Source organism: Sphaerospermopsis sp. LEGE 08334, assembly GCF_015207205.1.
In the GTDB taxonomy this organism is placed as follows: Bacteria; Cyanobacteriota; Cyanobacteriia; order Cyanobacteriales; family Nostocaceae; genus Sphaerospermopsis.
In genome coordinates this window covers 1-14,642 of the sequence record NZ_JADEXH010000024.1, presented here as the reverse complement: position 1 = coordinate 14,642, position 14,642 = coordinate 1, and the positions used below count along the sequence as shown (strand labels likewise).

General features: G+C 36.7%; 12 protein-coding genes and 2 pseudogenes. 9 read left to right on the top strand and 5 right to left on the bottom strand.

Going from position 1 to position 14,642, the window contains the following annotated elements; genetic code table 11:
* Positions 1-62: 62 nt before the first annotated feature.
* The 5 genes from IQ237_RS14565 to IQ237_RS14545 all read left to right on the top strand — a co-directional run bounded on the left by IQ237_RS14565 (position 63) and on the right by IQ237_RS14545 (position 5,357).
* Complete coding sequence (locus IQ237_RS14565; RefSeq protein WP_194056335.1) at positions 63-2,447, top strand: dynamin-like GTPase family protein; 2,385 nt, start codon at positions 63-65, stop codon at positions 2,445-2,447.
* A gap of 101 nt (positions 2,448-2,548) precedes the next feature.
* Positions 2,549-2,935: a KGK domain-containing protein gene (locus tag IQ237_RS14560; protein ID WP_194056333.1), complete on the top strand. Its 387-nt coding sequence runs from the start codon at positions 2,549-2,551 to the stop codon at positions 2,933-2,935.
* Between the two features lie 376 nt (positions 2,936-3,311).
* The gene (locus IQ237_RS14555; RefSeq protein ID WP_194056331.1) at positions 3,312-3,887 is read left to right on the top strand and encodes a Uma2 family endonuclease; all 576 of its coding nucleotides are present in this window, start codon (positions 3,312-3,314) and stop codon (positions 3,885-3,887) included.
* Between the two features lie 34 nt (positions 3,888-3,921).
* Entirely contained in the window at positions 3,922-5,115 is a 1,194-nt protein-coding gene (locus IQ237_RS14550; RefSeq protein WP_194056329.1) for a DUF2252 domain-containing protein, read from the top strand.
* Positions 5,112-5,357, top strand: a complete 246-nt coding sequence (locus IQ237_RS14545) for an HNH endonuclease (RefSeq protein WP_194056327.1) — start codon at positions 5,112-5,114, stop codon at positions 5,355-5,357. Before IQ237_RS14550 ends, IQ237_RS14545 begins: the two co-directional genes overlap by 4 nt.
* 126 nt (positions 5,358-5,483) lie before the next feature.
* Here IQ237_RS14545 and IQ237_RS14540 read toward each other — a convergent pair whose 3' ends face one another.
* Together IQ237_RS14540 and IQ237_RS14535 are read right to left on the bottom strand one after the other, a co-directional pair.
* The gene (locus IQ237_RS14540) at positions 5,484-7,016 is read right to left on the bottom strand and encodes a YifB family Mg chelatase-like AAA ATPase (protein ID WP_194056325.1); all 1,533 of its coding nucleotides are present in this window, start codon (positions 7,014-7,016) and stop codon (positions 5,484-5,486) included.
* Positions 7,017-7,282: 266 nt separating this feature from the next.
* Positions 7,283-9,601: a fimbria/pilus outer membrane usher protein gene (locus tag IQ237_RS14535; RefSeq protein WP_194056323.1), complete on the bottom strand. Its 2,319-nt coding sequence runs from the start codon at positions 9,599-9,601 to the stop codon at positions 7,283-7,285.
* A 6-nt stretch (positions 9,602-9,607) separates the two neighbouring features.
* On the opposite strand from IQ237_RS14535, the gene IQ237_RS14530 reads away from it, so the two are divergent.
* Positions 9,608-10,120 (top strand): spore coat U domain-containing protein, encoded by a 513-nt coding sequence (locus IQ237_RS14530; protein ID WP_194056321.1) that lies wholly within the window; start codon positions 9,608-9,610, stop codon positions 10,118-10,120.
* A 134-nt stretch (positions 10,121-10,254) separates the two neighbouring features.
* On the opposite strand, the gene IQ237_RS14525 is transcribed toward IQ237_RS14530, so the two are convergent.
* Both IQ237_RS14525 and IQ237_RS14520 read right to left on the bottom strand, forming a co-directional pair.
* Complete coding sequence (locus tag IQ237_RS14525) at positions 10,255-11,040, bottom strand: molecular chaperone (protein ID WP_228020295.1); 786 nt, start codon at positions 11,038-11,040, stop codon at positions 10,255-10,257.
* 95 nt (positions 11,041-11,135) lie between these two features.
* Positions 11,136-11,657, bottom strand: coding sequence for a spore coat protein U domain-containing protein (locus IQ237_RS14520; protein WP_194056319.1), 522 nt, complete (start codon positions 11,655-11,657; stop codon positions 11,136-11,138).
* A 558-nt stretch (positions 11,658-12,215) separates the two neighbouring features.
* On the opposite strand from IQ237_RS14520, the gene IQ237_RS14515 reads away from it, so the two are divergent.
* Positions 12,216-12,830 (top strand): Uma2 family endonuclease, encoded by a 615-nt coding sequence (locus IQ237_RS14515; RefSeq protein ID WP_194056317.1) that lies wholly within the window; start codon positions 12,216-12,218, stop codon positions 12,828-12,830.
* A 68-nt stretch (positions 12,831-12,898) separates the two neighbouring features.
* Here the strand turns inward: IQ237_RS14515 and IQ237_RS14510 are convergent.
* Positions 12,899-13,660, bottom strand: a pseudogene (locus IQ237_RS14510) (Rpn family recombination-promoting nuclease/putative transposase); the annotation flags it as partial.
* A gap of 203 nt (positions 13,661-13,863) precedes the next feature.
* Here IQ237_RS14510 and IQ237_RS14505 point away from each other — a divergent pair.
* A complete protein-coding gene (locus tag IQ237_RS14505; protein ID WP_194056315.1) occupies positions 13,864-14,214 on the top strand; it encodes a histidine triad nucleotide-binding protein in 351 nt (116 codons plus the stop codon).
* A gap of 214 nt (positions 14,215-14,428) precedes the next feature.
* A pseudogene (locus tag IQ237_RS14500) lies at positions 14,429-14,642 on the top strand (photosystem II q(b) protein); the annotation flags it as partial.

Here is a 14,642-nt window from a genome sequence, read left to right as displayed (position 1 = left end):
AAATCTACCCAAGTTGCGATAAGTAGTATTACAATACTGATAAACCTTATTTACTACTTACCATGTCAAATTTAGCGCCCCAGTGTCAACAACTGCAAACACAAGTTGAGACGATTCTGCAACTACTACATCAAGAACCTGCTTTGCGTTCTCAAGATGTGACATCTGTGCAGATATCTTTAGATAAAGCAATTTCTCCCCGGTTTGAAATAGTTTTTGCAGGTGCTTTTAGTGCTGGGAAATCAATGTTAATTAATGCACTTTTGGAAAGAGAATTATTATATAGTGCAGAAGGACACGCAACAGGAACAGAATGTAAAATTGAATATGCGTCTGCAAATGAAGAAAGGGTAGTTTTAACTTTTTTGAGTGAAGCAGAAATCAGAGAACAAGCGATTTTTTTATGTCAACAATTGGGATTCAATACTGTTGATAATATCAACAAACAAGATGTAATTGATTTATTGCATCAAGGGTGTGATATAATTATCCAAAAAGAAGGGGGAGAAAGTAAATCAGAACATGCAAAACTAGCTAAAGCCTTAACTTTATTATTAGATGGATATGTAGCAAATCGGGAGAGAATTAATACTTTGAATAATGCTACTTATTCAATGGAACAATTTAACTTTTCTAACCTCAAAGAAGCTGCGGGATATGCAAGACGAGGTAGTAATAGCGCGGTTTTAAAACGGATTGAATATTATTGTCATCATCCCCTTTTAGAAGATGGAAATATCATTATTGACACACCAGGAATTGATGCACCAGTAGCGAAAGATGCACAATTAACTTATGCAAAAATTCAACATCCCGATACATCCGCAGTAGTCTGTGTTCTCAAACCTGCATCCGCAGGAGATATGACAAAAGAAGAAACAGAACTTTTGGAAACTATGCGGGGAAATGCAGGTATTAGAGACAGGGTTTTTTATATTTTCAACCGCATTGATGAAACTTGGTACAATAACCAACTGCGACAAAGATTAGAAGATTTAATTAATGGACAATTTCGCGAAAGTCAAAGAGTTTATAAAACCAGTGGTTTGTTAGGTTTTTATGGAAGTCTTTTAAAACAAACCAGTCAGTTAGATAGATTTGGTTTAGATTCAATTTTTGCAGAAAGTGTCAAAGGTTTAGACGGGAAAGAAGAAACTCCACAATTTGTTTATGCTTTCAATAATTATTGTGTGTGTGCTGGTAAACTTTCTCCGATCCAATTTCGCATTTCTCTTAACGGTTTTGAAAGTCCTAATCAAAACTATGTGAGAATTTTAAATGAACAGGGAACACCGTTAATTAAACAACTGATTCAAGATAGTGGAATTGAGGAATTTCGCAATGCAATTACCCGGTATCTGACAGAAGAGAAACGTCCACAGTTATTTAAAAACCTCGCGGATGATTTAGGAGATATTTGTATTAAACTAGAAAAATACTATCAAAATATTCAAAGAGAATTAGATAGTCAACCGCGAGAAATTGAAAGTATGAAAGAATACGAGTTGCAAAAATTAAATCAGCAACTCCAGCAGGTTGGTAGAGATTTCAATCAACATATTAATGAAGAAGTCAATAAAATCATTAATAATCATTGTGAAGAATTTGAAAATGATTTTCGGCAAATGCAATCAAAAATGATTCGTCGTTTGGATGAATTATTAGATACCTTTTCTGTTGCTGATGCTTACCGTCGTGCAACTTTGAGTCATCCCCGCAATGCAACCGCACCTTTATTAGCGATTTTGGTGGAAGCTTTTTATTATTTATCAAATCAGTTGGAGGATATTTTAACTGAGTCTTGTGAACAGGTGATTGCTAATTTATTCCAACTGTTAATGGATAAGATTAGAAAATCAGAATATTACCGTCAATTGTATCGTTTGTTGGGTAATGATGGGGGAATTGAATTACAGGTAAGAGAGGTTGAAAAATTGATTTCTCAAGCTTTGGTAACTGCTGCAAGGGTAGAATGTGATAGATTTGTACGCGAAAGTTCCAGATTTTATAATGAAGGTACATTTTCGATTTATCAATTTAGACAAGTATTAGAACAAACTTCACAAGGTTATGATGCAGAAAGTGTGATAGAAGCTGAACCTGCAATTAGACAATTGTTGAAGTTAGATTTTGAACCGAAAGTTTCTTACACTATTCGTCAATCTTTCCGTCAAACTATCAACCAAACTATTAAAACTCAGTTGTTACCAATGGGGGAAAAACAAGCGGATGAGATTTTACAACTTTATCCCCAAGCACGTGCTTATTTAGAGAAGACTTTGCAACAGGAAGCTGAGGAAAAGATTGCTAATAATCAACGTTTGTTGAATCAGGTTGAGGAGAAAATTCAGAAGTATAATTCTGCGGTTTTGGGGATTAATAATTGTCTACAATCTATGCAGTTATATGAACATCTTTTACCTGTGATTGGTGGGGAAGAGGTGTAGTTGTAGTATAATATTGGGGTGAATGCAGGTTTTTTCTGTGTTCACCACAATTTATATTTTTTTCACGCAGAGACGCAGAGACGCAGAGAGGAGGAAAAGAGATGGAAGATAAGTTTGAAATTTTGGATTCTGTAAAGACTGAGATTATCCTAGATTTTCATGATTGTTTATTCAAAACAAGTCAATTACACTTAGCGTTATTGAATATATTTTTAAAGGGTAGTGGATTAGATGAATTAGATCAGCAGTTAAAATCTATCAATAGTCGAGTTTTACCTTCCATAAAGAATACTGCTGATTGGATGATCAAGGGTGTTGATTGTCAGATTTTAAAACCTAGTAAAACTTGGCAAAAAGGAAAATTTAGAATGAAAATTTCCCTAGAATTTTGTCCTGATGAACCAGAAATTAAAGAAACAGCACAAATTCAAGAACCAGAATCACCTCTTGATGATTTACGTCGTCAAATCAAGGATATATCATCATAAATAAATTGTCTGAATCAGGATATCCAGGATTTCAGGATTTTCAGGATGTGATAAAAGGAGGTATATTTGTTTTTGGTGAATGTGGGTTTTTCTGTGTTCCCCATAGATATTTTTTGTCTGAATCAGGATATCCAGGATTTAAGGATTTTCAGGATGTGATAAAAAGATAGAAATTATATACTGATACTGATATTGATATTATATTATGTTCAGAAAATTAATTTATGTTAAAAACAATAAATTTAAAAATATTATTTAGTATAATTATTCCCTGTTAGACAATATACAAAAAATCCCCAAATCTAAACATCAAATCTAAACATCCAACCCCATCCTGTAAATCCTTAAATCCTGTAAATCTTGATTCAGACAAAAAATGATTCAACTTAAAAATAAACTCACCCTCGAAGAATTTATCGCATGTCCTGAAAGTGATACTATATATGAATTGGTTAACGGTGAAGCTATACCTAAATATAAAAATGAACAAATGTCACCTAAATTTTTTCACGGTTCAACCACAGGTTCACTATTTATATTATTATCTCAATGGGCGCAAGAAAAAGGCCGTGTTGTCATTGAATGGAGTGTAAAATTAACTAAAAATCAACAAGATTGGATACCCGTACCAGATTTAACTTATGTTTCTTATGAGCGTCTTCCTATTGACTGGTTAAAAGATGAACCTTGTCCAGTGATACCAGAATTAGTAATTGAAGTTATTTCTCCTGGTCAAACTTTTGGCGATATGATTGAAAAAGCTACCTATTATTTACAAGCTGGAATTTCTCTAGTTTGGGTAGTAGATACAGTTTCGCAAATTATCACAGTTTTTACCTCATCTTCTCTACCTAACACTTATAGAAATCAGCAAATTATCAGTCATGAATTATTATCAGGTTTGCAAATTACACCTGATGATATATTTAAAAATGCAGGTTTAATTCGTTAAATCCTAAACATCCTGATTCAAACAACATCCATCTATGAACAAAATCAAAACCCGCATCGAAACCTTCAACCACGGAAGAGATCCAGAATTATTAAAATTAAAATATAAAAAAATCTCTACCGATCCATTTTCTTTCTTTCGGGGAACTTGTCATTTATTCTATGAAGATTTACCTCAAGATTCATTTTTGAATAATGCACCTCTTACCTGGATATGTGGTGATTTACATTTAGAAAACTTTGGAAGTTATAAAGGTGATAACCGTTTAGTTTATTTTGATATTAATGATTTTGATGAATCTGTACTTGCACCTTGTACCTGGGATGTAGTGAGATTTATCACAAGTATTATTGTTGGTTCTCATGCAGTGGGAATAAATGATGAAGAAGCATTACATTTAAGTGAGATTTATTTAAAAACCTACGCTGCAAATCTCGCTGATGGAAAAGCTAGAACCGTAGAAAAAGAAACTGCAACAGGTTTAGTCAAAGAATTATTAGACAGTTTAGAACACAGAAAACGGGCTAAATTTTTAGATAAATACACCAAAGAAAAGAAAGGTAAGCGACGTTTAGTAGTTGATGATAAACGAATTGCAAAAGCTACAGATGCAGAACAAAACAAAGTTAAAAACTTAATTAGACAATGGCATCATACGACAGATCAAAATCCAGAATTTTATGAAATTATCGATGTAGAAAAACGCATTGCTGGTAATGGTAGTTTAGGTTTAGAACGTTATATAGTTCTAGTAGAAGGTAATGGTTCACCTGATGAAAATTATTTACTAGATTTTAAAGAAACTCAACCCAGTTCTTTACAACCTTATTTAACAGTTTCTCAACCAAAATGGGAAACTCCAGGTGCAAGAGTTGTTGCAATTCAAAATCGTTTTCAAGGTATTGCACCTGCATTATTAGAACATATCAATGATGGTGAAAAATCTTATGTTTTAAAAGAATTGCAACCAGAAAAAGATACAGTCCATTTACAAGCTTGGGATGGAAATTTAGGACATTTAGAAAAATTAATCCAAACAATGTCCGAAGTTACAGCTTGGGATCAATTACGCAGTAGTGGAAGACAAGGTTCAGCTATTTCTGATGAATTAATTGAATTTGCTCAAACTACATCATGGCATTATTATAATAACTCTATTATAGAATATGCCCGCAATTATGCTCAAAAAGTAGAAAAAGATTTTCAAGAATTTAGTCAATCAATATGAACAAAACCCCACGTATTCCCATACCTCCAGAAGTGAGAAAGTATGTTTATCAAAGGGATAAATATCAATGTCAAAGCTGCGGTAAAACTTCCCTAGAAACAAACCTCAGTATTGATCATATTATCCCTTTATCCCGTGGTGGAAAAAACGATATTAGTAACCTGCAAACCCTTTGTTTAACTTGTAATCAAAGCAAAACAAATAAAATTGATCATCGGTTTCACCGACATTTCGATCTTTAGTAGATCCCCCTAACTCGTCCTTAAAAAGCAATCCATTATAAACTTTTGTGAGCATGGGGAATGGGGAATAGGGAATAGGTAATAATGGGGAAACATAAAATTGATTACCCAATCACCAATCACCAATCATTGCATTCTATCAATAGTCCGATATTGAATTGCTTCTGCTACGTGCTGAGGTTTTAAATTTTCATCTCCTGCTAAATCTGCAATGGTGCGTGCTACTTTGAGAATGCGATCGCTCGCTCTTGCAGATAACCCTAATTTTCTAATTGCAGTTTCTAATAAATTTCGACTAGCATCATCTAATTTACACCAAGTTTGTAAATGACGACTTTGCATTTGTGCATTACATTTAACGTTAGTTTCTGATTGAAAACGATTTGTCGCAATATCCCGTGCTTTTTGCACTCTTTCCCGCACAGATTTTGATGATTCTCCCGTCGATCCTTGGGTAATTTCTTCTGGTTTTAATCGATTTACCGCTACTTGTAAATCAATTCTATCCATCAAAGGTCCTGATAACTTTGCCCAATATTGTTCTCGTTGTCTAGGTGAACAAGTACAAGGTTGAATTGTATCACCATAAAAACCACAAGGACAGGGATTTGTACTAGCAACTAATGTAAATTGTGCCGGAAAAACGACAGATTGACGAGTACGAGAAATAGTCACATAACCATCTTCTAAAGGTTGTCGTAAAAACTCTAAAACATCTCTTTTAAATTCCGTTAATTCATCTAAAAAAAGTATCCCCCGATGAGATAAAGAAATTTCACCAGGACGGGGAAAACTACCACCACCAACTAAAGACGGACCCGATGCAGAATGATGAGGACTACGAAAAGGTCTTTCTCGTACTAATGAACCACGATTTTTTAATAAACCAGCTACAGAATGAATCCGAGTAACTTCTAAAGATTCCGAAAATTCCAAAGGTGGTAAAATTCCTGGTAAACGTCTTGCTAACATTGTTTTCCCACTTCCCGGAGGTCCAACAAATATTAAATTATGTCCTCCAGCAGCAGCAATTTCTAAAGCTCGACGTGCATGAGCTTGTCCTTTGACATCTTGTAAATCTGCTAAAATTGAAGATGTGGCAATTAAAGTTTCTGGGTTTTCATTTAATTTAACAGGTTTGAATTTCCCCGGATTATTTAGTAAATTCACTACATCAGAAATATTACTACATCCATAAACATTTAAACCTTCCACTACCGCAGCTTCTTGAGTATTTTCCATAGGAACAACTAAACCAGAAATTCCCATTTTCTCAGCAGTTGCGGCAATAGGTAAAACACCAGAAACCGGACGCAAACTACCATCTAAAGAAACTTCACCTAAAAATAAAAAATCCCCTAATAAATCAGGTTTTACTTGTTCAGAAGCTGCTAAAATTCCCACACTAATAGGTAAATCAAAAGCAGGTCCTTCTTTCCTTAAATCTGCGGGAGTCAGGTTAATTACAATCTTTCGCAGGGGAAAAGCAAAACCCGCATTTTTCAATGTTGCTTTTACCCGTTCTTTAGATTCTTGAATCGCGGAATCTGGTAAACCTAAAATTATAATTCCTGGTAAACCACCAGAAACATCCACTTCCACACCCACCTTCACCGCGTCGATACCAACAATAGATGCACTCCAGACTCTAGCCAGCATTGTTCATATATGAATAAACTCTAATTATATCAAAACAGATTTTCAGGTAAATTAACAATGAGTGAAATCACCGAATACAAATGTTATTAAAAACCTTTAAAACACCATCTAAGAGGTTGTTTGAAAAGTATTAGATGAAACCGATAATCTCTAGAAACCTAATCCCCCTTCCCTACAAGGGAATGAGGGTTTCAAAGCCTCTCTCCGACGCGGGGAGAGGTTTGGAGAGGGGTTTATTTATACATTAAAAACCTTTAAAACACCATCTAAGGAATGATACACTTTAAATTACCTAAGTTAACCATTTGTTCCTGAGACTGGGGAATAGTTAACTCAAAATTACAAATACCGCCTTCATAGTCCACATTAGCTGGATATTTTCCCGGAGCAATACTATCTAAATAAAAATCTCCTTCCTTACCAATAGGTGAGCTAATAATTTGATTATTCACAGTGATATTTAATTGACCATAGGAGGGAATTACAGTTTTTCCTGATGTTTCTACCGACAATATACCAACAATACTCTGAATTAGTTGCACAGGAAAAGGCACAACCGCCCCACCCCGAAAAGGTGGAGTAATTACTTTTTCATTAGCATCAATTTTGTAGTTTAAAGGAATATCTTCATCTTGGATTTTTAAATTATTCCCATTATAAGGGCGCATATTAGTAATTATTAAATTACCGCGAGAATCAGTGCGTCCAACTTCCTGATTATTACTGTAACCACGCACACCCCTCACCCCTGGAACTTTTATGAGTGCAAAACTTTGGGTGACAGGAGGAGCAAGAAAAACACTATTTCCTATGCCGATAATACTACCAGAGATATTAACAGAGCCACTATTTTTACCATTATTGCGGTTGAGGTTTAACTCATAAACACCAAAGGGAGCGCGATACTGAATACTACCATTGGCGGGAATTTTTTCCCCGTTGGGGTTAACTTGAAGACGGTAGCCCAAGCCATTGCCCGCCGGTGGAGATTTCTGCACAGATACAGTTGAGTTAATTGCAGTTTTACCATTGGTATTTTGCCGATTAATACTAGCCCTAGCATTACCTAAAGTATAATTGAAACCGATAAATAGTTCATTTGTAGTTGGTTGTGTAGGTTGGTTAGACCGGCTGAGATTTATAGATAAATCTGCATGGGAATTGAGACGCAAACTACTGGTGAGAGCTAGGCGGTTACTGTGTCCTTTGTCACGGAAGTCAGAGGACGCATACTGCAAACCTAAGCTTAAATTACGGGTAGGAGAGACAGAAATAAAAGCATTATTTTCTAACTTGGCTCTGTCATCCAATGCCGTCAAACTTAAATTAGCATATCGGTCACTCAACAGCCGCACCGAACCACCAAAACCGATATTACGACCAGAATAGCTATAAGTGAGGGCAGCCGCGGCCCCCGGAATTCCTGATTCACTACTGGCGGCTAGGGATAGTCCTAAAGCCCCAAAGGGTAGGGTAGTGGTTAGAGTAGAACCACCACTAATTAGGTTACTAGCAACTTCCAAGCGCCCGCCCAGGGTCAGGGAGTTGGTGATACCCTGACGATAGCGACCGAGAAAGGCCAAAGAACCATAATTAAAATTATCAGAATCTAGTTTAAATCGCCGTAAACCTAAATTAAAGCTGTAGTCAGATAAACCGGGTTTTAGCAACCCTGGAGCAAAATAAAAAGGTGAAGTAATGACCTGTTCTCGACCCAAAGCATCACGAATTACAACTTTTTTATAACCACTACCGGAGGGTAGGAGTAAATTATCAAATTGAAAGCGACCGGGGGGTACTTCTGTTTGATTTACTCTTTGTCCATTAACAAAAACCTCCACTTTGGAAGGTGTTAAGGCTGCACCAGATAAACTAAAAGTTGGTTGTTGAATCACATCAGGATTTAGTCCAAAATCCCGTGATTTACTCACACCAGCCATAAACATTCCTCCCCCTAAATCACCGGTGCTGGCAAAGGAATCACCAACTACCCATTTAGTCATTTTCTGGGGATTATCTAAGGTGAAGTTGGTTAAACCTCGCAACCAAGAACCGTCAGTTTTGCGGGAAAAACTGCTATAAAGTAAACTTTTATTAATGCTTAATCCTGATTCTCCAAAAAATGTATAATTGTTAAGGTTGAATTTTTCAATGTCAACAGGTAAATTAAAAGCATAATTAAAGAAAACACTAGTATCTTGACTATAAGTAATATTTTTTTGTGACTGGCGACCTAAATTAAATGAGTTACTCTTTAATAATTCCGGTTGGGCTGTTATACTTAGAGTTAAGGCTTTTTCATCAAAAATATAGCTGACCTGGGGAGCTAAGGAAACCAGAGAAACATAAATTTCATTATTAATAGTTTCTCGACTACCAGCAAAACCCTGTAACCCGGCTTTTTCTAAATCAGGAAGACTAACAAGAATATCCTGGGGGCGTAAAATCACAAAAATTGCTTCTTTGGACACCTGGTTAACTGTCAGTTCCAAAATGGCATTTTGTTCTTGTGCAGCAACCTCAGAACAGACTAGAACACTGCAAGCAGAAACCAGCAGCAACAACGACCCGTTATTTACAGACATAAACCCATGAAATTGCGCCCTTCTCTGTTGACTTTTTTACTACTTATAGCCAGTTCCCCTACTCCCGCAATAGCAGGTAGCGCAAATGCTAACTTGAATGTTTCTGCTTCAGTAGTTCCTAGTATCACGATTACCCCACCTACGGCTCCCGTGCCAATACCAGTTGAGAACGTAACTAATCCGTCTACTCCGGCAAGGGCAACAATACCAATCGCTATTACGTTACCGAGTAATACTCCTGGGAAAATCACCCTGGGACAAGGACAAAATCCCTCTCCTACCTCCACAAACACTAACCCCGTGCGCCGCATGACTGATGGTGCAGGAAATTTCTTATTGTATGAATTATATCAAGATGAATCTAAGACAATAATTTGGGGCAATACTGATGACACTGGTTTGTCATTGACTGGTACGGGTTCAGCTAGTAATATCAATGTTTATATTAAGATTCCGGCGGGGCAAAATGTGCCGGCGGGAAATTACCAGGACACGGTGCAACTGAGGGCGACTTTGTAAGCATTTTGAAAATAATTAACCGCAGATAAACGCAGATAGGAATAGATGTATTGGCGTTGCTGAATTGGGATTCGATCCCCCTAAATCCCCCTTTTTAAGGGGGACTTTGAGAAATTTAGCCCTGCTAGGGGGGACTAAGGGGGGTTAGCGGCAGCACAAGCACCTTGGGGAGTGTCTAGGGTTTCTTTAAAGGTGGTTTTTGCGGTTTTGACTTCCACTACCAGTTTCTTGACCCCATTACATTTTTCTTTAGGTGGTAATTGCACACTGTAGGATTTAGTATTACCTGCTAAGATATACCAACTATTAACAGCAGTTTCAATAATTTTTTCCCCTGTGGCACTTAGTCCTTGCACTGTAATCTGCTGTGGACGAAGATTCACATTACCAGTATTATTAATCTCAAAAGATAAATTACCTTTTTTGATTGCTAGTTGTCCCATTTTTCCTGACTGGTTGATTTGGTTCGGTTGTAGAAAAATAGGAATACTTAAATTGGTTAAGATTTGGATGGCATTCTGAGTGGGTTGACTGGTTTTGGTCGGTATTTCTTCCACAATCAATCGGTAAGTCTTTTCGACAGTATTAATAGGAACTTTAGAACCGAGTCTAATTTGCCGCTCTCCCTGGGATTCTACGGTAAGTAGAGATGGAAACAGAATAATATCTTCAGTAGGGGTGAGTTTGTCTTCTCCTTGGGCATTTTGTTCCCATTTGAATACTTTGAATTGAAAGCTACCAGGACTATTATCCTGATTACGTAATTTTAGCAGAGTAGTGGAAACTCTGGGAGAAAGCACAACATTAATAGGATTAACGCTATAATTACCCGCCCAAGCTGTTGAGGGTTTTAGGGATAGGCCAAATACCAGGCTCAGGAAAAAAAGTAGTTTTGGTTGGTAGGTACGGTAAAACATCATGGGTTTGAAGATGGATAGCTTTTCAAACAACCTCTCAACAAACAGATGCCCGAATTATTGAAGAAGTCGGGCATCTCAGGATTAGATTCTATTTATTAATAAGTGACTGTAGCTACTACAGTATCAGTGTACGAACCAGCTTGAACACTTTGTCCCTTAGGAATTCTACCGTAAATAGTAGTAGTCGCTGCACTACCAGTTCCAGTAACTGCTACACCAGTACTGGCACTATTTCCCCACGTTGTTTGAGGAGATAACGAACTGTAAAGGTAGTAACTAAGAGTTTGATTACCAGCAGCGTTTTTAAGCATACGAAGTGGGCTAGTATCACTAGATAGGGGATGACCATTACTACCGTGACCCAAAGTAATAGTTGCTACAGTACCACTAGAGCAATTTGTTGTCAGACTTCCGGTTATCTCTAGGTGATTACCACTACTAGCATTAGCACCTGTTGGGTCATAATTACTAAAATCCAACGCAGTGGTAGTAATAGTACAGCTAGCAGGAACAGTAGCTGAGACTTGCAGATTTGATGTGGCTGCACCTGCCATTGCTGGAGTAGCAGAAGCGGCAGCGATTAAGACTGCCGAAGCTAGGGCAAAACGACGAATCATGGTGTAAGTTCCTTATTAAGTATTAAGTAACTAAAACATTGGGTTGAAAAAATATGTCTTTTGGTAGACATGTAACAATATCAGTGGATGGTATCATTTACCCCCCCCCCGCAAAATAGTATAAATATTGATTTTATTTGGAGTTGAGAAAATTTATTATACAAGCTATTAATATCTATTAAGATGCTGAAAATCCTTTATTTAGGTGCATTGATTACAAATAAACATTTACACATATTCCGAAATAAGTAAATAAAATTACTTAATACATAAAGACCTGTTTTTTCAACGGGTCTTTTAGGCTCTGTCTTTTATGAAACAAGCTGTTTAACCGCCTTGTCACCCGTTCAGCCTCTTTTAGTCTCGATGCCCCGATAATTGATACAGCATATTTCATCAAATGAAGTACAACCTGCAATAATCAAACTTTTGTGGTGCAGGTATCTTGGCTGCAAAATGCGTACCGCATACCTTCGCAAACTGCTGTCGTTGGGATAATTCATTTTCTATCAAGTATAATTAAATCATCCATAACGATGAAGTTAAGGTATATAAATCATGGTTCAAGTTTTACAAAAACCAGTAACCTTTGCAGAATTTGCCGATTGGAAACCAGATGGAGAACGCTATGAACTGCATAATGGAGTAATTGTGGAAATGTCACAACCATTAGGACCACATGAAGATATCATAGGATTCTTGATAGAAGAATTAGTAACTGAATACAAAAGACTGAAATTATCTTATTCCATTCCCAAACAAGCATTAGTCAAACCACCTGAAAGCGAATCAGGTTATGTACCAGATATTTTATTTTTAAACAAAACTAATTTAGTCAATGAAACCCTGTGGCAAAAACAATCAACTGTAACTCAAGCTGCTTCTATTCCTTTAATTGTTGAAGTTGTTAGCACTAATTGGCGTGATGACTACTTGACAAAATTACGAGATTATGAAGAGATTGGTATTCCTGAATATTGGATTATTGATTATTTAGGTTTAGGAGGTATTCGTTATATAGGTAGTCCTAAACAACCTACTATATCTATTCATTTATTGATTGATGGTGAGTATCAAGTAACCCAGTTTAGAAATGATGAAAAGATCATATCACCAACTTTTCCAGATTTGAATTTGACTGCCCAACAAATTTTTCAAGCTGGTAATATTTGAGCAATATTTATCTTTATTGTTCTTTACGCATTACTTGATTCTCAATTCACTCTTTGAGTAATTAATGATTACAAGTTTTCCATGATCAGTCTTAATTCCTCTAAACTTTCAACTGTGAGAATTGAACGTTGAATTGTTTTTAATGTTTCAAAATCCGATATTTCTGATATTTTCGGCATAAACTTTAATCCTTCATTGCCAAATTTCACTTCTAAAGATAACTCAATACTTGAGATTCTTTCTTCTCTTTTCCCTTTTTCTTCACCTTGTTTTTCCCCTTGTTTCAATATTTCCTGATACCAAGGTGATTCACGTAAAACAGCCATATCCCACCTCATGATTTCTTGAACTAAGGCACTATCTAATACAAAAGTAGCAAAAAAAGCCAGAACTGTTTCTAATTGGTTTAACTGTTCATCGGCTTTTAATAAACGCAATGCTTCCCGAATTATAGTTTCATCTTCACCACCTTTGAGAATTGGTACAAAAGGCAGTAGAGAAGGTAAAGGTTGTTCTAAGGCAATTTTAACATCTACTTCCCAAAGATTAATTACTCGGTAATCTTGACGCACCTCCAAACCAGCAATATTTGACTGATATCGAGTTGGTATTTCTTCATTACCTGTTTTCAGAATGTTAATGAGTACAGGATAGGTGGGTAATTGATATTTTTCCTCAGCTAGTCCTGCATAAGCTCGCACTCTTCGAGGCATTTCTGGTTTATACCGCAATTGCAGTTCATTAAGAACCAGAAATTTTCCGTATTATTGACTCTCAGCGCGGATAAGTACATCACTTTCTCTACTAATCCACTGAAATTCAGAATTGAGGTTGATATTATTTAACCGCAAAGGGCGCGAAGGACACAAAGGTAAGAGAGTTTCAGAGATTTTTTGGTGTTGCTGCGGTTATTTTTTCAAAATTGGGATGCTCCCTTCTCTACAAACAAGCGATACCTACGGTAAGCGATCGCTAACGCCACCTCACCCAACTATCCCCTAAAATCTCTAACAGATATACTAGGTAAAACCAGATGAGTGAAACCAAAGATACCATTTTCGGTAAAATCATCCGTCGGGAAATCCCCGCAAACATCGTTTATGAGGATGATTTAGCTTTAGCTTTTACAGATGTTAACCCTCAAGCACCAGTTCACATCCTTGTCATTCCCAAAAAACCCATAGTTAACATAGCTACCGCCCAACCAGAAGATCAAGCATTATTAGGACATCTATTATTAACAGTCCAAAAAGTTGCAGCAAAAGCAGGACTAGAAAACGGTTATCGCGTAGTCATGAACACTGGTAACGATGGCGGTCAAACTGTCTATCACCTACACATACACATCTTAGGCGGTCGTCCTATGGCATGGCCTCCTGGTTGATCTTCACCTATCAATCATCTATAAATCTTGTGGGATGGGCATCTTGCCCGTCCCATGATCATGTCTGTCAACGCCACTACATTAGGAAAAACTATAAAAGCTATAAACAACACTAATTTTAATTCTCTTTACAAAACTAAATATACAGTTTATTATTTGTATAGAGGTGAGAAAAACAACTCGCCGATATTATAAACAGAGCAATCATAAAAACATGACCGCAACCATTCAACAGCGCCAAAGCGCCAACGTATGGGATCGTTTCTGTGAGTTCATCACAAGCACCAACAACCGCCTATATATCGGCTGGTTCGGTGTATTAATGATCCCCACCTTGTTAGCAGCTACCACTTGCTTCATCATCGCATTTATCGCTGCTCCTCCCGTTGACATCGACGGCATCCGTGAACCCGTTGCAGGTTCTTTAA

Bases quoted from the DNA above. Each gene is read 5' to 3' on its own strand.
- IQ237_RS14565 (WP_194056335.1), top strand. From the start codon at position 63: ATGTCAAATTTAGCGCCCCAGTGTCAACAACTGCAAACACAAGTTGAG.
- IQ237_RS14560 (WP_194056333.1), top strand. From the start codon at position 2,549: ATGGAAGATAAGTTTGAAATTTTGGATTCTGTAAAGACTGAGATTATC.
- IQ237_RS14555 (WP_194056331.1), top strand. From the start codon at position 3,312: ATGATTCAACTTAAAAATAAACTCACCCTCGAAGAATTTATCGCATGT.
- IQ237_RS14550 (WP_194056329.1), top strand. From the start codon at position 3,922: ATGAACAAAATCAAAACCCGCATCGAAACCTTCAACCACGGAAGAGAT.
- IQ237_RS14545 (WP_194056327.1), top strand. From the start codon at position 5,112: ATGAACAAAACCCCACGTATTCCCATACCTCCAGAAGTGAGAAAGTAT.
- IQ237_RS14540 (WP_194056325.1), bottom strand. From the start codon at position 7,016: ATGCTGGCTAGAGTCTGGAGTGCATCTATTGTTGGTATCGACGCGGTG.
- IQ237_RS14535 (WP_194056323.1), bottom strand. From the start codon at position 9,601: ATGTCTGTAAATAACGGGTCGTTGTTGCTGCTGGTTTCTGCTTGCAGT.
- IQ237_RS14530 (WP_194056321.1), top strand. From the start codon at position 9,608: ATGAAATTGCGCCCTTCTCTGTTGACTTTTTTACTACTTATAGCCAGT.
- IQ237_RS14525 (WP_228020295.1), bottom strand. From the start codon at position 11,040: ATGATGTTTTACCGTACCTACCAACCAAAACTACTTTTTTTCCTGAGC.
- IQ237_RS14520 (WP_194056319.1), bottom strand. From the start codon at position 11,657: ATGATTCGTCGTTTTGCCCTAGCTTCGGCAGTCTTAATCGCTGCCGCT.
- IQ237_RS14515 (WP_194056317.1), top strand. From the start codon at position 12,216: ATGGTTCAAGTTTTACAAAAACCAGTAACCTTTGCAGAATTTGCCGAT.
- IQ237_RS14505 (WP_194056315.1), top strand. From the start codon at position 13,864: ATGAGTGAAACCAAAGATACCATTTTCGGTAAAATCATCCGTCGGGAA.